The 20275-nt window shown below is 62.9% G+C and carries 17 protein-coding genes; 14 read left to right on the top strand and 3 right to left on the bottom strand.

All coding sequences use genetic code 11. The features are described from left to right. Window positions 1-554: 554 nt before the first annotated feature. The 3 genes from RT614_RS02025 to RT614_RS02035 all read right to left on the bottom strand — a co-directional run bounded on the left by RT614_RS02025 (window position 555) and on the right by RT614_RS02035 (window position 5809). The gene (locus RT614_RS02025; RefSeq protein ID WP_313619916.1) at window positions 555-2651 is read right to left on the bottom strand and encodes a hypothetical protein; all 2097 of its coding nucleotides are present in this window, start codon (window positions 2649-2651) and stop codon (window positions 555-557) included. 103 nt (window positions 2652-2754) lie between these two features. Further along, window positions 2755-4362, bottom strand: coding sequence for a flagellin (locus RT614_RS02030; protein ID WP_313619918.1), 1608 nt, complete (start codon window positions 4360-4362; stop codon window positions 2755-2757). A gap of 691 nt (window positions 4363-5053) precedes the next feature. Next, window positions 5054-5809 carry an RNA polymerase sigma factor FliA gene (locus tag RT614_RS02035; RefSeq protein WP_313619919.1) on the bottom strand — a complete coding sequence of 252 codons (756 nt, stop codon included), beginning with the start codon at window positions 5807-5809 and terminating at the stop codon, window positions 5054-5056. 426 nt (window positions 5810-6235) lie between these two features. On the opposite strand from RT614_RS02035, the gene flhD reads away from it, so the two are divergent. The 14 genes from flhD to flhB all read left to right on the top strand — a co-directional run bounded on the left by flhD (window position 6236) and on the right by flhB (window position 20273). After that, the gene (gene flhD, locus RT614_RS02040; protein ID WP_006219025.1) at window positions 6236-6559 is read left to right on the top strand and encodes a flagellar transcriptional regulator FlhD; all 324 of its coding nucleotides are present in this window, start codon (window positions 6236-6238) and stop codon (window positions 6557-6559) included. Between the two features lie 33 nt (window positions 6560-6592). Next, the gene (gene flhC, locus RT614_RS02045; protein WP_313619920.1) at window positions 6593-7174 is read left to right on the top strand and encodes a flagellar transcriptional regulator FlhC; all 582 of its coding nucleotides are present in this window, start codon (window positions 6593-6595) and stop codon (window positions 7172-7174) included. 116 nt (window positions 7175-7290) lie between these two features. Further along, the gene (gene motA, locus RT614_RS02050) at window positions 7291-8160 is read left to right on the top strand and encodes a flagellar motor stator protein MotA (RefSeq protein ID WP_313619922.1); all 870 of its coding nucleotides are present in this window, start codon (window positions 7291-7293) and stop codon (window positions 8158-8160) included. Between the two features lie 11 nt (window positions 8161-8171). Continuing rightward, the gene (gene motB / locus RT614_RS02055; protein ID WP_313619923.1) at window positions 8172-9161 is read left to right on the top strand and encodes a flagellar motor protein MotB; all 990 of its coding nucleotides are present in this window, start codon (window positions 8172-8174) and stop codon (window positions 9159-9161) included. 2 nt (window positions 9162-9163) lie between these two features. After that, window positions 9164-9544: a response regulator gene (locus RT614_RS02060; protein WP_313619925.1), complete on the top strand. Its 381-nt coding sequence runs from the start codon at window positions 9164-9166 to the stop codon at window positions 9542-9544. A 29-nt stretch (window positions 9545-9573) separates the two neighbouring features. After that, a complete protein-coding gene (gene cheA / locus RT614_RS02065; RefSeq protein ID WP_313619926.1) occupies window positions 9574-11745 on the top strand; it encodes a chemotaxis protein CheA in 2172 nt (723 codons plus the stop codon). Window positions 11746-11762: 17 nt separating this feature from the next. Next, a complete protein-coding gene (gene cheW / locus RT614_RS02070; protein WP_313619927.1) occupies window positions 11763-12263 on the top strand; it encodes a chemotaxis protein CheW in 501 nt (166 codons plus the stop codon). 93 nt (window positions 12264-12356) lie between these two features. Next, on the top strand, window positions 12357-14060 hold the full coding sequence (locus RT614_RS02075) for a methyl-accepting chemotaxis protein (protein WP_313619929.1): 1704 nt from the start codon (window positions 12357-12359) through the stop codon (window positions 14058-14060). A gap of 8 nt (window positions 14061-14068) precedes the next feature. Continuing rightward, window positions 14069-14923, top strand: a complete 855-nt coding sequence (locus RT614_RS02080; protein ID WP_313619930.1) for a CheR family methyltransferase — start codon at window positions 14069-14071, stop codon at window positions 14921-14923. Between the two features lie 20 nt (window positions 14924-14943). Beyond that, window positions 14944-16002 (top strand): chemotaxis response regulator protein-glutamate methylesterase, encoded by a 1059-nt coding sequence (locus RT614_RS02085; RefSeq protein ID WP_313619932.1) that lies wholly within the window; start codon window positions 14944-14946, stop codon window positions 16000-16002. 51 nt (window positions 16003-16053) lie between these two features. Continuing rightward, window positions 16054-16443 (top strand): chemotaxis response regulator CheY, encoded by a 390-nt coding sequence (gene cheY / locus RT614_RS02090; protein ID WP_313619934.1) that lies wholly within the window; start codon window positions 16054-16056, stop codon window positions 16441-16443. Window positions 16444-16451: 8 nt separating this feature from the next. Further along, window positions 16452-17084 (top strand): protein phosphatase CheZ, encoded by a 633-nt coding sequence (gene cheZ, locus RT614_RS02095; protein ID WP_313619936.1) that lies wholly within the window; start codon window positions 16452-16454, stop codon window positions 17082-17084. Window positions 17085-17426: 342 nt separating this feature from the next. Next, complete coding sequence (locus RT614_RS02100; protein WP_313620638.1) at window positions 17427-18944, top strand: methyl-accepting chemotaxis protein; 1518 nt, start codon at window positions 17427-17429, stop codon at window positions 18942-18944. Window positions 18945-19118: 174 nt separating this feature from the next. Then, window positions 19119-20273 (top strand): flagellar biosynthesis protein FlhB, encoded by a 1155-nt coding sequence (gene flhB / locus RT614_RS02105; protein ID WP_313619937.1) that lies wholly within the window; start codon window positions 19119-19121, stop codon window positions 20271-20273. Window positions 20274-20275: the final 2 nt, after the last annotated feature.

The following is a 20275-nucleotide window of genomic DNA, read 5'->3' on the forward strand; positions in this document are numbered from 1 at the left end:
AGAAAAATCGGGGCTTGGCGACGGATTGCCGAGCGGACAATCTGTGAAGACTCGCTAGTGCCCCTGCCGCTTCTTGCGGCGAGGCGCAATGGAAATTGCGGTCGCTGTCGTAGCGCGACCAAGGACGCCGACAGCTCCGGTAGCGGAGGGTGAGGACGTAGTGCCGGCGGCATGCGCACTAACACTGAGCCCCGCTCATGTTCGAGGCTTCCGTGGCGTAGTCCGCATCTTGAACATACGAGCGGACTAACGCCGGATTATCGGTGATGTGGCTTAGTTTGGTGGTTGCCGATTCCAGAAGTTCGCACGGCACCCTGTTCCCCGCTTAGCTTGTCCAGCTTGGTGAAAGCCGCATCCGGCGTCTTTAGCCTCGATAATCTTGTCGCCCTTGCTAGTGGTCTCAGTCGTCAGTTTGCAAGCCGAAGCTACATGGATCGTTGAGCCGACTGCGGTATAGAGCGCAGCGCCGCGTTGCCTACGCGTTTCTCAAAAAGCGAGAAGGTGGCAGGGGAGGCAGCATTTCATATTTAAACCGCCTCCGTGATCTGACAGGCCTATGGGACTCGTCCCGGCCTCGGCAGGTTGGTTAGATTGACAATCTGATTGCCGACCAGCGTGAGGCAGGTGAGCGGAGCTTCCGTGAATCGTCCAATCTCGTCCGAATAGGGCTTGTCACAGACCAACTGCGTGGCGCCGAATGAGAAATTTCGGTATCCGCAGACCCACGCAGCGGGTTCCGGCTGCGAGGTGACCGTTCTGGCACAGAGGCTCAAGGGCGGAAAACTATTGATAAGCAATCGGTCTTGATCGGTCCATTTATCCGGTAAGCGGTAAAGGCTGGGCCTCGCCCTGTCGCCGCCCTTGTCGACAATGCCCGAAGAAACCAGCGTCAGATAGTTGACTTGTTGCTTGAGGGCAGTCAGCAGAATGAAGGACAAGAATGGCGGAATGAGCAGAATGCCAGCGAAGGTGCCGATAGACATCGGTTCGCGATCCGCCGGTCTGCTTTTTCGGTTGCTCCAGGTAAAAAGAATCCCGGGCACCAGCGCACCGAGAAAAGTGAAGGCGACCACACCGACAACAAGGAGAATGCTATCAGGTTCCTTGCCGTAGGCTCGGCTCATCAGGAAGAACGGCAGCAGGAGCAGAAACAGCACCATCAATGCAATGAAAAACGCCGGTATACCCACCAGAAAAGTGTTGCGTCGCTGAACGCCGCCAATCTTGGATGGCGCTATTGCATCGGGAGGGCTGCTCCCGACGGCCAGGCCTATCAACAGAGCCGGCGCAACGTAGAAGAGAACGAGCAGCCATGTCGGTGGCGTAGCCGAAAGCTGAATCACGGTGTAAGTCCACCCGGCTGCGGCCAAGCACAACAATGTCCATGCCAGCGCCAAGCGTCGCGGGACTCTGCCGGGACCATACGCCGAGGTGACCATTGCGACCAGCGAAGACGGCAGGGCCAAGCTCAGTATCCACAGTAGCCACATCAGGCTGCCTAAAAAAAGCAATGTTCCTAGTCCGGCGGTGCCGCTGATCGCGAGCATCACCAAACTTGGGTAATGCAGATCGTTGCTATGGTTCCACAGAATCAGGACGGGTGGACAAAACGCCAATGGCAGCAGCCAGGGCGAAAAGTGGGAAACGGTCTTGAGTATGCGCACCCGTGCCTTGAAGCGCTGGGCAGTGGTCGCTGGCGAAGGCGATGGGATTGCCGACGCTTGAGCGGGAGGGGCTGCCGGCAAAACGCCATTTCGATCGGTGGAGGCAGCTGGCCCCGACGCAGCCGGGGAGGGGCGGTTGAATATCAAGCCCGCTTCCAGCTTTTGGCTGAAGGAGTGAATAGCGACTGATGGGACTATCCACAAAACGAGCAGCAATAGGGCCAAGCCATACGCGATCCATTGAGACGACGTCCAACTTCCCCATTTGCCCTCGTCCTTGGATGCCGTCAGACAGATATAAAGGAGGGCGCAAAGCGCAGCCTGTAGCAGAACAATGAAAGCGGCATTGCCATGCTCGCGCAGGTGGCGGTAGGAGGTGACGTATTCGTTTATTTCCTGCCCGGTTTTCCAGACTCCTCCCGAGACGCGAGCGCTTGCGATAGCCCAGGCGAATTTTTCTGCCCGGAAATCCGGTCGGCTCGCATGCCAGATGCGGTGTCCCTGGAACGAGCTAAATGCAAGAACGATCAGAACTGCACCTACGGCCGCGTATAGGCCCCCATCTACCGAGACATGCTTGAGCAAGATCAGCAGCGCCGCAGCGCCGATCAGCAGGATGCTTGCCATGAGCGGGCGAAAAAAACGTCCCCGCATGGGCGAATTCTCGGAGTCGAGCGGGCGGGTCGCGTGAAATACAAGAATCGGTAGCGAAGCGAGGTAGGCGAAAGTAAAGCCGCTGCCTGCCCATATGAGCAGTTCCGGTACGTCGAGTCCTTGGAAAGGGTGTGATCGAGGTTGGCCGGCTGCCGGCAAGATGGACGAAAAGAGATGTCCGGCGCTCAGTTGCAGCCATCGCAGGAACAGCATGCTTGTCATGGTAGGAACAAGGTAGCGGATCGCATAGTTCTCCCACCAACGATGGTCGTGAGAGGATGCTGGTTCTGGCATGGCGAGGCGTATCCTTTTCTTGCAGCGGAATGCAAACAAGCCGGCTTTCGCCGGCTTGTTTGTGGCAGGGTACGAAAGACCCGGCGTCATTGACGGGGATGGCCTTGCGGCCCGTCCCCGACCGTCAGGCGTTGCGGCGTGATTAACGCAGCAGCGACAGAACGGTTTGCGGCACTTGGTTGGCTTGCGCCAGAACCGAGGTGCCGGCCTGTTGCAGGATCTGCGCACGGGTCATGTTCGACACTTCCGTGGCGTAGTCGGCGTCTTCGATACGCGAACGGGCGGCGGACAGGTTGTTCACCGTGTTGTTCAGGTTGGCGATGGTCGATTCGAAACGGTTCTGAATTGCGCCGAGCGAGCTGCGCAGTTGGTCGACTTGCGACAGGGCATCGTCGAGCTTCTTCAGCGGATTGATGGTGGCCATCGAACCCAAATCGTCCTTGGAGAGTTCAGCACCCTTGACAGCATCAACGCCGTAGGTCGGGGTGCCAGCCGAATGGATCTTGTCGCCGTCACGCAGAACAGCCTCGGCGCTGCCATCCTTCTTCAGGACATACTCGACCTTGTTGCCGCTCGCGTCGTCAGCTACTTCGACATTACCGGTCGCGCCATCCACAGTGACTGCATACACGGTGCCGTCTTCGGCCTTAGCGCCGTACTGACCCGTGCCGACGCCATCTTTCAAGATTTCGTGCACGTTGAGGTTCTTGCCGCCAACGTTCACGACCAGATTCGAATCGTTGAAAGCCAGGGCCTTGCCGAGCTTGGCGCCATCAACGCCACCCGTGAGGTCGACCTTAACCGCATTACCAGCGCCATCGTCCGCGAAAGCAGTCAGTTTGCCGCCGAACATCGCGACTTGAACGTCTTGCCCGTCGACTTGCACCTGTGCGTAGCCGCCAACTCCGTCTTGCTTCAGCAGATTGACCTTATTGCCAGCATCCGCATCCAGCGAAACGAAGTAGTCACCGCCATCGATCTTCACGCTGTAGACGGCATGTGCGGCAGCACCGGAGTTTGCCGTCGTAGTGTCGCCCGTATCGGCAGCAGCGGCGCCGCCGAGATAGGTTTTAGCGGCAGCGTCATTGGCAAAATTAGCAGCAAAGGCTGCACCGAAGGCGTCTTGACCATTGCTGTCGCCGTCGGCAATTTGGACGTTCGTCGAAGCTGCAGCGGCACTGCCCTTGGTAGCGATGCTGTCGCTGAACTTGATGGAGCCGCTAGCAACGTTGAAATCGCCCAGGCCGAGCTTGTCGGCAGTGATTTCCTTCAAATCGATGGTGATCGTTTCGTTGTCGTTCGCACCGACTTGAATGGTCAGCTTGTTGTCGGCGGCCAACACCTTCACGCCGTTGAATTGCGTCTGGCCCGACACGCGATCGATTTCACTCAGGCGCTGATTGATTTCGTCCTGGATCGACGTCAGGTCGGAATCGGAGTTCGTGCCATTGACAGCCTGAGTGCTCAGTTGACGAATACGCTGCAAGTTGTTGTTGATTTCGTTCAGCGCGCCTTCGGTCGTCTGAGCGATCGAGATACCGTCGTTGGCGTTGCGGGCGGCTTGGGTCAGGCCGTTGATGTTGGCCGTGAAGCGGTTGGCGATAGCTTGGCCAGCGGCGTCATCCTTGGCGCTGTTGATACGCAGGCCGGAGGACAGGCGCTCGATGGCGTTGCCCAGCGACGATTGCGACTTGTTCAGGTTGTTTTGAGCAACCAGCGACAGATAGTTGGTGTTGATAACTGCAGCCATGTTCAGGCTCCCAAGAGAGAAAGGCTTCTTCAAACTGGGCAGCTAGGCCGCCCACTGGTGTTAACGGGAAAGTTCGTTTACTTGCGTCTACGAATCCCTCCGTTGCCAGGATTACGGCAGGCTAAAATCAATCTTTAGGCCTATTTCGCGAAGTCTTTTGTATTGTTGTGGCTTGCTGAGTGGCTCTGGGCCATGGTTCAGGCCGGGAATCGCTGTTGTGTGAAGAATATTTCCGAGGAGGATGTATCCCTTGGACGAAGGCGGCTCTATGTAAAAGGTCTTTCTGAATCAGGCATGCGCCTATGTTAGGAGAGTCAGCGTCCGATGAGAGATTTGTGAGTCTGGGCGGCATCTGAGAGCGCAAATACTCCGGGCGCGATGGTGGTCGATAAAAATTCAACGCGGCGGAAATGCTACGGGTGCAGAGTGCAACAAGCGCAGAAATGGTCCCACGGGATGGAGACCAGCGGAGTGGGGCGTGGGGCAGGTGTCCAAGTGTGGCGGTCTCAAAGTGCAACAGGCGCTGATGTACGTGGATCGCCGAAATGCGAGAACCGGGGGCGCCCGGGAGCCGCTGAAATAAAACGGGCGCCTTGGCGCCCGTGTTTCTATCGATCAAGTTCATCAGCTGGCTGACATCGCCGGGATGAGACATAGCGCGGTGGCCGGCTCCATCGTCGACGCCGTTCCCTTAAATAATCTGCGCGATCTGCCCCTCCTGGGGCAATTCCTGCCAGGCCTGATCCTTCAGCTTCGCGCGTATCCGCGCGGTCGCCTGCGACCTCAACTGGCAAACCCGCGCCTCGGTCACATTCATGATCGCGCCGATTTCCTTCAAATTCAGCCCCTGTTCGTAGCAAAGCGACAACAGCAGCTTTTCGCGGTCGGGCAGGGCGTCGATGGCGTGGATCAAGGCCTGGCGGAAATCACCGGCCAGCAGCGAGTCCAGCGGATTGCCGCTGGCCGAGCCGTGGTTCAGGGTGGCGGACCAGTCGGCCTGGCCCGAGGCCGAGTCGGGTTCGGTCGTGAAGTCTTCGTAGTGGACGATCTGCACGCCTTGGGCGTCGTGCAGCAGCGTCTGGTACTCATTTAGCGGAAGGTCGAGCTGCGCGGCGATCTCGGCTTCAGTAGGCGCGCGCATCAAACGCTGTTCCAATTGCTGGATCGCCTGTTCGATCTTGCGCGCCTTGGTGCGGACGCTGCGGGGCAGCCAGTCCTGGCCGCGCAGTTCGTCGAGCATGGCGCCGCGAATGCGGGTGGTCGCGTAGGTCTCGAACTGGGCGTCGGCGGTTTCCTGGTAGCGACGCACGGCGTCTAGCAGGCCAATCATGCCGGCTTGTATCAGGTCGTCGAGTTCGACGCTGGCGGGAAGCCGGGCGAGCAATTGCAGGGCCAGCTTCCGCACGAGCGGCGCATATTCGACCAGGCTGTCATCTGCGTGGGGCATTGCGGGAATGTCTGGCGGTGTTCATCGTGAAGCGCGGTCAATGTTGTCAATTTGAGACATTGTCGACAAACGCGGATACGGTCATGCGGCGCTTCTTAGCGGTCGGCAAGATGTCATTGTGGACACTCGAAGGTGTTTCATTTCAGGAAGTACGCAACGTTTTGAATGCTTATTTGGCAAATTGCCGAAAATTTGTCACTAACGTCTATGTCAATGTGTATCCGAAAACACACTTTGCGCAACATCAACAAAGATTTGTCATATAAGTCATAGAAAATGACACGACCTGTGGTAAATTTTACTTAAATTGCGAACAAATGATACATTTCGCATTAAAACAGGATGCAGCGGGCGGACAGGCAACGAACGTTGTTTGCGCCCTTGGTAATCAAGCCCCTCGGGTGGGATAGGGATAGGGAGTACGGCGTGCAACAAGTCGAAAATTCATTGCTGGCAGATATCCGCGAAGTGAATCTGTCTTACCTGTTACTGGCACAGCGCATGTTGCGTGATGACTACGCAGCGTCGATGTTCCGCCTGGGTTTCAGCAACGAGGTTGCTGACATCCTGATGCGGCTGTCGCCGGCTCAACTGGTCAAGCTGGCCAGCTCCAGCTCGCTGCTGTGCCGGTTCCGCTTTGATGATTACAGCCTGCTGTCGGCGCTGACGCACGACGTGCTGGGCGGCGCGCTGCAACAGGCGCACGCCACCATCCTGCTGGCCAAGCAACCCGTCGAAGAATTGGCCTGACGGCTTACAGATCCCACTCGGATACAACCTGCAATGGCCTCCAAGAGCGTTTCCCAGGAAGCGGACGACATCCTGCTTGCCAGCTCCATGATCACGCTGGGCGCCCGGCTTCAGGTGCTGGAGGCTGAAACCAGCCTCAGCCACGACCGCCTCGCCCGCCTGTATCGCGAAATCCGCGGCTGCTCGCCACCCAAGGGCATGCTTCCTTTTTCGGTCGACTGGTTCATGACCTGGCTGCCGAACATCCATTCGTCGCTCTTCTACAACGTGTATTCGTTCTTGAATACGCGCACGACCAGCAAGGGGATACGCGCCACGATCGACGCCTATCGCCTGTATCTTGAGAACGCCGGCCAGGAAGCCACGGAATCCGGGGAACCGGTCCTGAGCTTTACCCGCGCCTGGATGCTGGTTCGGTTCTTCGACAGCGGCATGCTGCAGCTGTCGGCCTGCCGCCAGTGCGGCGGCCATTTCATTGCCCATGCCCACGATCCGCAATCCGATTTCGTGTGCGCCATCTGCCGGCCGCCACCCCGCGCCGGCAAGACGCGCGCGGCGGCCAAGGCACGCGCCGGCACCCGTGCCGCGCCCCTCGCGGTCGCCGCTCCGACCTGACCGAGCGTCCAAATACATCAAAAGCCCTGGAAAACTCCCCCTAACCCGCCTTTTTGGGTCAGGGGTGACAGGGGATCATTGACGCAAGTTATAGACTTCGTTGGCAGGGGCCCGTTGTGTTGATTGTTATCGGTTTTCTCGTGGTGATCGTGTCGGTCGTCGGCAGCTTCATAGCGCTGGGCGGCCATTTGGGCGCGCTTTACCAGCCCTTCGAGCTGACGCTGATCTTCGGCGCGGCCTTTGGGGCTTTCTTGGCTGGCAACAGCAAGAAGTCGCTGATGCTGGTCAAGAAGGCGCTGCCCGACGCGCTGAAAAGCTCGCGCTACAGCAAGGACGTGTACATGGAGCTGATGGCGCTCCTGTATGTGTTGCTGAACAAGGCGCGGCGCGAAGGCCTGATGGCCATCGAATCCCATATCGAGGACCCGGGCTCCAGCCCGATCTTCAGCGAATATCCCCGCATCGCCAAAGACACGAAGCTCATGGAGTTCATTACGGACTACCTGCGCATCATGATCAGCGGCAACATGAGCTCGTTCGAAATCGAAACGCTCATGGATGAGGAAATCGAGACCTACCGCCACGAGCGCGAAGTGCCCGCGCACGCACTGCAGCAGATGGCTGACGGGCTGCCGGCTTTCGGTATCGTCGCGGCGGTGCTGGGCGTGATCAAGGCGCTGGCCGCCGTGGACCAGCCCCCCGCGATCCTGGGCGACCTGATCTCCAAGGCCATGGTCGGCACGTTCCTGGGCATTCTGCTGGCGTACGGCTTTGTCGGCCCGCTGGCCTCCCGCGTGGAGCGCCGCAACGACGAAGCCATGAAAGTCCTGGAATGCATCAAGACGACGCTGCTGGCCAGCATGAACGGCTACCCGCCCCAACTGGCGGTCGAATTTGGCCGCAAGGTGCTGTTCTCGGCCGTGCGCCCGACCTTCGGTGAGCTGGAAGAGCACGTCCGGCAGACCAAGTCGACCGGCAAGGCCTGACGGAGCGGGCAATGAGCACGGTAAACAATCACCGTGTGGTGATCCGCCGCAAGAAGGTCAAGGGCGGCGGGCACCACGGGGGCAGCTGGAAGATCGCGTACGCCGACTTCATTACAGCGATGATGGCGTTCTTCCTGGTGATGTGGCTGATCAGCATCGTGCCGCGCGAGGAACTCAAGGGTATCGCGGAGTACTTCCGCATGCCGCTGCGCGTTGCCATCACGGGCGGCCCCAGCAGTTCGGCCGAGACCAGCGCGGTTCCCGGCGGCGGGCAGGATCCGCTGCGCAGCGAAGGCGACGTCCGGCGCGGGCAGGGCAATCGGGTCGAATCCCAGCCCATGGGAGACGCCGAGCGCCGCGAGCAGCATCGCCTGGAAAATCTCAAGCGGCGCCTTGAAAACGTCATCGAAACCAGCCCGGTCCTGAAGTCCTTCAGGCCGCAGCTGCTGATCGACCTGACGACCGAAGGCCTGCGCATCCAGATCATCGATAACCAGAATCGCCCGATGTTCGCCACCGGCCGCGCCGAAGTGCAGCCGTACATGCGCGACATCCTCCGCGAGCTGGGTCCCGTCCTGAACGAACTGCCCAACAGGGTCAGCATCTCGGGCCACACGGACGCGTCGCAGTACGCACGCGGCGAGCGCGCCTACAGCAACTGGGAGCTGTCGGCCGATCGCGCGAACGCCTCGCGCCAGGAATTGGTGGCGGGCGGCATGAACGAAAGCAAGGTCATGCGCATCCAGGGTCTGTCTTCCAGCATGAGCCTGGTTAAAGATGATCCGTATGCGGCCGTTAATAGACGCATCAGCCTGGTGGTGCTCAACCAAAGCACCCAAAAGCGCATCGAAAGCGAGAACGCCGCAGCCGCGGACGTGAGCGCCAAGGATGCGCGCGAGGTGGGAACGGCCGTGCAGGCGGTGCAAGCCGCAGGCCAGGCCGCAACGGCAACCAAGCAGGGCGAGGCGGAGAACATCCCGCCCGTTGAAGGGGTTCGATAACAATGGCGGCAACGATACTCGTGGCGGACGACTCCGCAACGATGCGGATGATCGTGAAGGCGACGCTGACCGGCGCGGGCTGGAAGGTTCTGACGGCCTGCAACGGCCAGGAAGCGCTGGAGGTGGCCATGGCCAACCCGGTGGACCTGGTCGTCAGCGACTGGAACATGCCTGTCAAGGGTGGCCTGGAGCTGATCCAGGGTCTGCGCGAAGAAAACCGGTACATGGATGTGCCGGTGCTGGTGCTGACCACCGAAGACGACGTGGACAGCAAGATGGCAGCCCGGGATCTGGGCGTGTGCGGCTGGCTTTCCAAGCCGGTGGATCCCGATGTGCTGGTGGAATTGGCGACCGAACTGCTCGACGAGCAGGCCGGCGCATAAGCAGGTTCATTTAGAAAGGCGTACGGGTCATGAGTTCTGGTTTGGACCTCAGTCAGTTTTACGAGACCTTTTTCGACGAGGCGGACGAGCTGCTCGCGCAAATGGAGCAGCTCCTGCTCGAGCTCGATGTGGGCGCTCCCGACATCGAGCAGCTCAACGCCATTTTCCGCGCGGCGCATTCGATCAAGGGCGGCGCGGCGACGTTCGGCTGTTTCACGCAGCTGGCGGGAACGACCCATCTGCTTGAAAACCTTCTGGATGCGATCCGTCGCGGCGAAATGGAGCTGCGCACGGACATGATTGATATTTTCTTGGAAACGAAAGACGTGCTCAAAAGCCAACTGGATGCCTATCGGGCCTCCGAAGAGCCCGATGAAGCCGTGTTTGAGCGTATCTGCGCCGTATTGAGGCAGCTTGCGCTGGAGCATAAGGACCCCGCCGCGGCGGCTGCCCCGGCGCCCGCGCCCGTGGCTCCGGCCCCGGCCCCGGCGCCCGCGCCCGTGGCTCCGGCCCCGGCCCCGGCGCCCGCCCCGGTGCAACAGGCTCCGCAGCCCGTGCCGCCGGCGCCCGCCGAGGTCGCCGCGCCCGCCGCCGAATCGAATGCGGATGCGGGCGGCCTGCCGCTGCGCGTGCGCATCACCAAGGTATCGGACAAGGACGCCGCGTCCCTGCTCGAAGAAATGGGCAACCTCGGCACCGTCAAGGCCAGCGAACGCGCCAACGGCGTGCTGACCGTCTGGGTCGAAAGCACCTGCACGCCCGATGACATCGAAGCCGTCTGTTGCTTCATCGTCGACGGCGACCAGTTGAGCATCGCCCGCGAAGCCGCGCCCGCTGAAGGCGGCGCTGCGCCCGCGGTGGCGCAAGCCGCTCCGGCGGTGGAACCGGCGCCCGCGCCGGCGGCGCCCGAGGCCCCGGCGGCTGAATCCGCCGCGGCGCCCGAAGTCGTTACCCAGACAGCCCGCGCTGCCGCGCGTCCGGCCGCCGCCGCGCACGCGGCTGACAAGGAATCCACGTCGATCCGCGTCGGTGTCGAAAAAGTCGACCAGGTCATCAACCTGGTGGGCGAACTGGTCATCACGCAGGCCATGCTGGCGCAGACGGCGTCCACGCTGGATCCGGTGCTGCACGACCGCCTGCTGAACGGCATGGAACAGCTCGAGCGCAACGCCCGCGATCTGCAGGAAGCGGTCATGTCCATCCGGATGATGCCGATGGACTACGTGTTCAGCCGCTTCCCCCGCCTGGTGCGCGACATCGCCGGCAAGATGGGCAAGCAGATCGAACTGCAGACCTACGGCCGCGCGACGGAACTGGACAAGAGCCTGATCGAACGCATCATCGATCCGCTGACCCACCTGGTGCGCAACAGCCTGGACCACGGCATCGAAACGCCCGAAAAGCGTATCGCCGCCGGCAAGGATCCGGTTGGCCAGTTGGTGCTTTCCGCACAGCACAACGGCGGCAACATCGTCATCGAAGTCAGCGACGACGGTGGCGGCCTCAGCCGTGAAAAGATCTTGAAGAAGGCGATGGCCCAAGGCCTGGCCGTCAACGAGAATTCGCCCGACGACGAGATCTGGCAACTCATCTTCGCACCCGGCTTTTCCACCGCCGAAAAGGTCACGGACATTTCCGGCCGCGGCGTGGGGATGGACGTGGTGCGCCGGAACATCCAGGACATGGGCGGCCACGTGCAGCTGTCGTGCGAGCCCGGCAACGGCACCACGACGCGCATCGTGCTGCCGCTGACCCTGGCCATCCTGGACGGCATGTCGGTGCGCGTGGGCGAAGAAACCTTCATCCTGCCGCTGGGCAACGTGACCGAGTCGCTGCAACCCACCAACGACCAGATCTATTCGGTCGCCGGCAACGAACGCGTCATGCACGTGCGTGGCGAATACCTGCCGCTGGTCGAGATGCACCGCGTGTTCTCGGTGGAGCAGGCCCAGACCGATCCCACGCAGGCGATCGCCGTCATCATGCAGGCCGAGGACCGGCGTTTCGCGCTGCTCGTCGATCACCTGATCGGGCAGCACCAGGTCGTGGTGAAGAACCTCGAATCGAATTACCGCAAGGTTCCGGGCATTTCCGCCGCCACCATTCTTGGCGATGGCAGCGTGGCCCTGATTGTCGACGTATTTGCGCTCGCGCGCGCCAACCGGGAGCGCTGGTCGCAGCCCGAAGCCGTTCTGAATTGATGGAGCTCTAAAAAATCATGGCAGCCAAACCGCAAGCGCAAGCCGCGCGCAACGAAGATGTCGGCAGCGAATTCCTGGTCTTCACGCTGGGTGACGAGGAATACGGCATCGACATCCTGAAGGTTCAGGAAATCCGCGGCTACGACGTCGACACCGTCACCCGCATCGCGAATGTCCCGCCGTTCATCAAGGGCGTGACCAATCTGCGCGGCATCATCGTGCCGATCGTCGATCTGCGTATCAAGTTCAACCTGGGTCGCGTCGAATACAACGAGCAGACCGTCGTCATCATCCTCAACCTAGACCGCCGTGTCGTGGGCATCGTGGTGGACGGCGTGTCGGACGTGCTGATGCTCAACTCGGGCCAGATCCGTCCGGCTCCCGAGTTCGGCGCCACCTTGTCCACCGAGTACCTGACGGGCCTGGGCACCGTGGATGAGCGGATGCTGATCCTGGTGGACATTGAAAAGATGATGACCAGCGACGAGATGGCGTTGGTGGAGAAGGTCGCCTCCTGATCGGAGTTCGGCCTGAATGCGGGGTAAGGGCGCCATATTGATCGCGATGTGGCGCTTTCCTTTAACGAATGCAGTCAAGGGATGGTTCTTGTGATGCGCAAGTTTTTCGCGAACATGACGATACGCAGCAGCCTGTTGTGGGTGCTGGCGTTTTTCTCATTCATGTTGGTGATCGGTGCCGCGCTGGGCGTGCTGTCGCTGCGCATCAGCAACGCGACGCTTGCTGAAATCAAGCACTCGCAGGAACTGGACGACGCCGTCGGCCGCGTCGTGTCGAGCACCAAGGACACGCTGGGCGGCCTGGGCCGCGCCGCCTCCGCGAACTACGCCGACATCGTCCGCAGCGTGGGCCAGCCGACGCTGCTCACGCAGGGACTGTCGAGCGAAGCGGCCGGGCTGCTGGAGCGCGCCAAGGCTGCGCTCAACAAGGGCCAGGCCGAGTTCGACTTTTTCAAGACGTTGCCGCGTCCGCCCGAAGCGGCGGAAGCGCTCAAGGAAATCGAGGATTCCTACGCGGCTCTTGCGCAGCAAGGGCTGGGGCCGTTGGTCGCCGCGCTGGAAAAGGCCGACATGCCGGCCTACCAGACGCATATCCAGAAGACGCAGGATGCGCTCGAAGGCCGCTTCGCGCGCGCCGTCGAAGGCTTCGATTTCTGGCGCGCCAGCAAGATGCTGGATGCGCACGAAGTCGCCCAGGTGCGCTACAAGTTCGTCCTGATGGCCGTGAGCGCCGGCGGCGTGATCGCGGCGCTGCTTGTCTTTGCGACCTATGTTTTCCTGCGCCGTCGCGTGCTGCAGCCGCTGAAAGAAGCGGGCCAGCACTTTGACCGCATCGCTGGCGGCGACCTGACCGCCCGCGTGGAAGTGGCCAACACCAACGAAATCGGCCAACTGTTCGCCGCGCTCAAGCGCATGCAGGAAAGCCTGACGCGCACGGTGTCGTCGGTGCGTCGCGGCGTGGACGAGATCAATGTGGGCTCGCACGAGATCGCGGCCGGCAACACGGATCTTTCCAGCCGCACCGAACAGCAGGCAGCCTCCCTGGAAGAGACCGCGGCGTCGATGGAGCAACTGGCTTCGACCGTGAAGCAGAACGCCGACAACGCGCGCCAGGCCAACCAGCTTGCCGCCAGCGCGTCGGATGTGGCGGAGCGCGGCGGTGCGGCGGTGTCGGAAGTGGTGAACACCATGCAAGGCATTTCGGCCAGCTCGCGCAAGATCTCCGAGATCGTGTCGGTCATCGACGGCATCGCATTCCAGACCAACATCCTGGCGCTGAACGCGGCGGTGGAAGCCGCCCGCGCAGGCGAGCAGGGCAAGGGCTTTGCAGTGGTGGCGGGCGAAGTGCGCTCGCTGGCGCAGCGCAGCGCCCAGGCGGCCAAGGAAATCAAGGGCCTGATCGAGGACTCGGTGACCAAGGTCGGCGCCGGTTCGCAGCAGGTGGAACGCGCAGGTTCGACGATGCAGGAGATCGTGGCGTCGGTGAAGCGCGTGACGGACATCATGGGCGAGATCTCGGCGGCGTCCGAAGAGCAGTCCAGCGGCATCGACCAGGTGAACCGCGCGGTGTCGCAGATGGACGAAGTGACGCAGCAGAACGCGGCGCTGGTGGAAGAGGCCGCGGCCGCGGCGGGTTCGCTGCAGGAGCAGGCTCAGCGCCTGGCCGAAGCAGTGGCCGTGTTCAAGATCAACACGGGCGAAGTCATCGAAGTGCCGGCACACCGGCTGTCTTCGGTGCACGCCTCCTATGACGATGGCAGGCTGCAGGCGCCCGGTGCGCCCGCGCTGGGACGCTGAGGACTCGAGTGGCAACTTCGGCGAATGCGGCCCCTTCCATTCCGGTGGACCGCCAGTTTGATTTCCGCGACGCGGACTTTTCCCGCGTCCGGAAGATGATTCACGCGCGTGCCGGCATTTCGCTGGGCACGCACAAGCGCGAGATGGTCTACAGCCGCCTCGCGCGCCGGTTGCGGGCCCTTGGCGGCCACGACTTCGGCAGCTATCTCGACAGGCTGGAGAACGAGCCGGAATCGGCGGAGTGGGAAGATTTCATCAACGCGCTCACGACGAACCTGACGGCGTTCTTCCGCGAGTCGCACCATTTTCCGATCCTGGCGGACTTCGCCAAGAAGCGCGGCGGACCGGTGTCGGTCTGGTGCTGCGCCGCGTCGACGGGTGAAGAGCCGTATTCCATCGCGATCACGCTGACGGAAGCCTTGGGGCCCCGCGCGTCGGCGTCGACGGTGTTTGCAACCGACATCGACACCAACGTGCTGCAGCGCGCGCGCACGGGCGTCTATCCCAACGAACGCGTCGCGAAGATGGAGCCCGAGCGCCTGCGCCGCTTCTTCCTGAAGGGACGGGGCGCGAACGAAGGACACGTGAGGGTGCGTCCGGAAATCGCGGAAATGGTGCGGTACGAAACGCTGAACCTGCTATCGCCGTCGTGGGGGATCAACGAGAAGTTCGACGTGATCTTCTGCCGCAACATCATGATCTATTTCGACAAGCCGACGCAGGCGAAGATCCTGGAGCGGTTCGTGCCGCTCATGAAGCCGGGCGGCCTGCTGTTTGCAGGCCATTCCGAAAACTTCACGTACATCAGCCGGGATTTCCGCCTGCGCGGGCAGACTGTCTACGAATGCGCAAATAAGGCCTGACCGGGCCAGGGCAGCAAAAGATGAAGAAAATTAGCGTTTTGTGCGTGGACGACTCCGCGCTCGTGCGGGGCTTGATGACCGAGATCATCAACAGTCAGCCGGATATGGAAGTGGTTGCGACCGCGCCGGATCCGCTGGTGGCGCGCGACCTGATCAAACGGCACAACCCCGACGTGCTGACGCTGGACGTGGAAATGCCCCGCATGGACGGGCTGGATTTCCTGGAAAAGCTGATGCGCCTGCGGCCCATGCCGGTCGTGATGGTGTCGTCGCTGACCGAGCGCGGCGGTGAAATCACCCTGCGCGCGCTGGAACTGGGCGCCATCGACTTCGTGACCAAGCCCAAGCTTGGCATTCGCGACGGCCTGCTCGAATACACCGAAATCATTGCCGACAAGATCCGCGCCGCGTCGCGCGCCAAGCTGCGCGCCCCGACGCCGCACGCCGCGCAGGCCGCGCCGGTGGCGATGCTGCGCCGTCCGCTGGCCAGCTCGGAAAAGCTGGTCATCGTCGGCGCGTCGACGGGCGGCACCGAAGCCATCCGCGAAGTCCTGCAGCCTTTGCCGCCGGACAGTCCCGCCATTTTGATCACGCAGCACATGCCCGCCGGCTTCACGCGGTCGTTCGCGCAGCGCCTTGACGCGCTGTGCGCGGTGACGGTGCGCGAGGCCGTGCACGGCGACCGCGTCCTGCCGGGCCACGTTTACCTGGCCCCGGGCGGCGACACCCACATGCGGCTGGGCCGCAGCGGCGCCAACTATGTGATCGAACTCGAAGCCAGCGAACCCGTCAATCGCCACCGCCCGTCCGTGGATGTGCTGTTCAACTCCGCCGCCGTCGCCGCGGGCAAGAACGCGATCGGAGTCATCCTGACGGGGATGGGCAAGGACGGCGCCGCCGGCATGCTGGCCATGCACCGGGCGGGCGCGCATACGATTGCGCAGGACGAAGCCAGCTGCGTGGTTTTCGGCATGCCCCGCGAGGCCATCGCCATCGGGGCTGCATCTGAAGTAGTGCCGTTGTCGGCGATGAGCGAACGCATTCTGACTCGCCTGGGCGACCGTGGGCACCGCGTTTGACGCGGATTGGCGCCACGATCGGTCTCAAGCAAATTTTTCCTGGAGTTAAAGATGGTAGACAAGGGCCTGAAAATTCTGGTGGTGGATGATTTCCCCACCATGCGGCGGATCATCCGCAACCTGCTGAAAGAGCTGGGTTTCGAGAACGTGGATGAGGCCGAAGACGGCGCAATCGGCCTGGAAAAGCTGCGTAACGGCGGCTTCCAGTTCGTCGTGTCCGACTGGAACATGCCCAACCTCGACGGCCTGGAGATGCTCAAGCAGATCCGCGCCGATGCCTCGCTGGCCTCGCTGCCGGTGCTGATGGTGACGGCGGAAGCCAAGAAGGAGAACATCGTTGCAGCGGCCCAGGCCGGCGCCAACGGGTACGTGGTCAAGCCTTTCACCGCGGCGACGCTGGAGGAAAAGCTGACCAAGATCTTCGAGAAAATTGGCGGCTGAGGTGCACGATGAGTTCAACGGAAACTGTTGACCCGGCGGAGTCGCCCGACCTGATCCATCGCATCGCCTCGCTGACCCGCATGCTGCGCGACAGCATGCGCGAGCTGGGGCTGGACCAGGCGATCAAGGATGCCGCCAACGCCATTCCGGACGCGCGCGACCGCCTGCGTTACGTGGCGCAAATGACGGAACAGGCCGCCAACCGCGTGCTCAACGCCACGGAACAGGCCGGTCCCATCCAGGACGGCATGGCGCGTTCGGCGCAGGCGCTGGATAGCCGCTGGCAGCAGTGGTACGACCAGCCCCTGGAACTGCCCGAGGCGCGCGAGCTGGTGAAGGACACGCGCGCCTTCCTGGCCGACGTCCCGAAGCAGACGCAGCAGACCCAGTCCAAGCTGATGGAAATCATCATGGCGCAGGACTTCCAGGACCTGACGGGCCAGGTCATCATGCGCATGATGGACGTGGTCGGCGCGATCGAGCGCGAACTGCTGCAAGTGCTGCTGGACAACGTGCCGCAAGAGCGCCGCGACGAAGCCAACAGCCTGCTCAACGGGCCGCAGGTCAGCCCGCAAGGCAAGACCGACGTGGTCACCAGCCAGGATCAGGTCGACGACCTGCTGGCCAGCCTGGGCTTCTGAAGCCGCGGGGCGCCTTGCGCCCGCTTTCCCTCCGGTCGTCGGACACCCATGCCTTTGCGCCGGTGTCCGGCTTCCGCGAGAGACCTCTCTCATTCGCCATGACGCCGCGCAAGCGTCGGCCACCGACCGTCTGCCAGGCGACCGACGCTCGCGGTGTCATGACGTATTCCCTAAGGGCGCAAACGCCGCCCGGTCGATAGACTTCCTGCCAACAATAATCGGGGCCTCGCAGCACGAGACAAGGCGCGCTTTGCGCGCCAGGCCACGGACGTCCAAAGAAGGCGCCCGGGCCAGGGAAAGAGGAGGTTCATTGTGGCCAGATCCGTATTCCGCCTGGGCGGCATGTGGGGCTTGTTGCGTCGGCTCAACCGGGGCGACGCGACGCTGTCGGAGCGCGCCCTGTCCATCAGTCCGGCCTCCTGGCCGTTGTACCGCTTCCTGGGGCAGATCCGCCTGCGGGTGCTGACGGTGCGGCAATCCAGCATAGAGATCGCGCTGAATGCGGCGCGCACGCAGTTCCAGGCGGGGCGCTGTTCTACGCTGGCGCGCGAGCAGGCTCGCGCGGCGGACGCCCTGGCGGCAAGCGGGGCGCAGATCGCCGACCTGTCGGCCTCCACGTCCACGCATGCGCGCGAGATCGCGGCCGTTTCCGGCCAGAACCTGCACGCGGCGCAGCAGGCGCTGGCCGAACTTACCGAGGTCAAGACGCGCGTCGATCGCATGACGCGGGAGATGGCGGCCTTCACCGAAGTGGTCGGGCAGCTGGCGACGCGCGCCCGGTCGGTTGGCGACATCAGCAAGGTGATCAAGGACATCGCGCTGCAGACCCAGCTGCTGGCGCTCAACGCGGGCGTGGAGGCCGCCAGGGCAGGGGACGCCGGGCGGGGCTTTGCGGTGGTGGCCAGCGAGGTGGGGCGTCTTGCCGAACGGGTCAATACCGCTACCGGCGATATCGGCCGCCACACCTTCGAGATGCTGGAGCTGGTGGACACGACGCAGCGCCAGACAGGCTCGCTGCGCGAGGACGTCGATGCCTCGGGCGAGGTGCTGGGCCGCACCTGCGGCGGGTTCGAACGCTTCGTGCGGGACTTCGACAGCATGAACCGGCAGGTGGGCGACGTCGTCCAGGCGATCGGCGAGGTCGACGCCACCAACCACGGCATGAGCCAGGAAGTCGGGCGTATCGCCGCGCTGAGCGCGGACGTGCTTGAGCGCATCGGCAGCATGTCGGGCGAGATCGACCGCATCCGCCGCCAGACCGAAAGCGTGCAGGAAGTGCTGGCCGACATGCGGACCGGAGATACTGCGTTCGACAGCCTGTCGGACGCATTGGAGTCCTTTGCCGACGAAGCGGCCGGATTGTTGCTGGACGCGAAGCGTCGGGGGCTCGACGTTTTCGACCGCCGCTACCAGCGCATCCCCGGCAGCGAGCCGCCGCGCTTTCACACCGCCTACGACCGGGGTATCGACGGGCCATTGACCCGTCTGCTGGACAGCGTCCTGGAGTCGGTGCCGGGCGCCATCTACACGATCCTGGTGGACAACCGGGGCTACGCGCCAGCCCATAACAGCCGGTTCTCGCAAGCGCCCACCGGCGACCCGGCGGTGGACATCGCCCGGGTCCGGAACAAGCGCATCTTCGACGATCCCGTAGGCGCCCGCCTGGCGGCCAACACGGGCGCGCAACTGTTCCAGACCTACTCCCGCGACACCGGCGAAATCGTCAACGACATCTCGTTGCCGATTTATTTGGGGCCGGAACACTGGGGCGCCGTGCGCATCGGGCTGGACTACGCCCGCTTCCAGGCCATCTGCGAAGCCGGGCATCCGGGCGGGCGGATGGCGCCGGCGGCGGGCTGACGGGGCTTGCACGGGCGGGGCCGGGGAGGGCCCCGTCGGCGGGCTGCGGGCGCAGCCGGGAATAGCACCGCTTTCCCCCCGTTTCTTGGCATATCGCCAACCCCCGGCGCCTCCTAGAATCTCGGCGGGCGGCTTGCATTCCCACGTCAGCAAGCCGCAACGACCCCGTAGAGCATGTCCGAAGAAAGCGACCTCGAGAAATCCGAAGCCGCCTCTCCCAGGCGCCTGGAAAAGGCGCGCGAGGAGGGGCAGATTGCGCGTTCCCGGGAACTGGGCACGTTCATGATGCTGGCGGTGGGCGTCGCGGCCATCTGGGCCGGCGGCGGGTCGCTGTACCGCGGGCTGAGCGGCGTGCTGCGAAGCGGGCTGGCGTTCGACCCGCGCATTGCGACCGATCCGGGCGTGATGGTGGAGCAGGCGGTCACCGGCTTCGGCCAGGCGGTGATGGTGCTCCTGCCGATCTTCGGCCTGCTGGCGGTGGTCGCGGTGCTGTCCAGCGTGGTGCTGGGCGGGATCGTCATCTCGGGCAAGCCCCTGCAGCCCAATTTCTCAAAGCTCAGCCCCCTTGCCGGCCTGAAGCGGATGTTCTCGTCCCAGACCGTGGTCGAGCTGATCAAGGCGCTCGCCAAGGCCGGCCTGGTGGGCGGCGTGGCCGTCTGGGTGATCTGGCGCTACCACGACGACATGCTGAGCCTGATGCACGTGGCGCCGTCCGCCGCGCTGACCAAGGCCCTGTCGCTGGTGGCCATGTGCTGCGCCTTCATCGTGGCTTCGCTCCTGGTCATCGTGATGCTGGATGTGCCCTGGCAGATCTGGAGCCATCTGAAAAAGCTTCGGATGTCCAAGGAAGACGTGCGCCAGGAACACAAGGAAAGCGAAGGCGATCCGCACGTCAAGGCCCGCATCCGGCAGCAGCAGCGCCAGGCGGCCCGCCGGCGCATGATGTCGGAAGTGCCGAAGGCGGACGTCGTGGTGACCAACCCGACGCATTACGCGGTGGCGCTGAAATACGACGAATCGAAGGGCGGCGCGCCCCGCGTGGTGGCGAAGGGCACGGGCCTGATCGCCGCCAAGATCCGCGAACTGGCCGCCGAAAACCGGATTCCCACATTGGAAGCGCCGCCTTTGGCGCGCGCATTGCATCAACACGTCGAGCTGGGGCACGAAATCCCGGGCGAACTGTATACCGCGGTGGCGGAAGTGCTTGCCTGGGTCTTCCAGCTGCGCTCCTGGCGCTCGGGATGGGGGGTCGAACCGACCGCGCCCACCCGACTCAAGGTGCCGGACGAACTGGACCCGCACGCAAAAACCGCAGCACAAGGAGTTTAAGG

The sequence above is a fragment of the Achromobacter sp. genome (assembly GCF_032102605.1).
Taxonomy (GTDB): Bacteria; Pseudomonadota; Gammaproteobacteria; order Burkholderiales; family Burkholderiaceae_B; genus Achromobacter.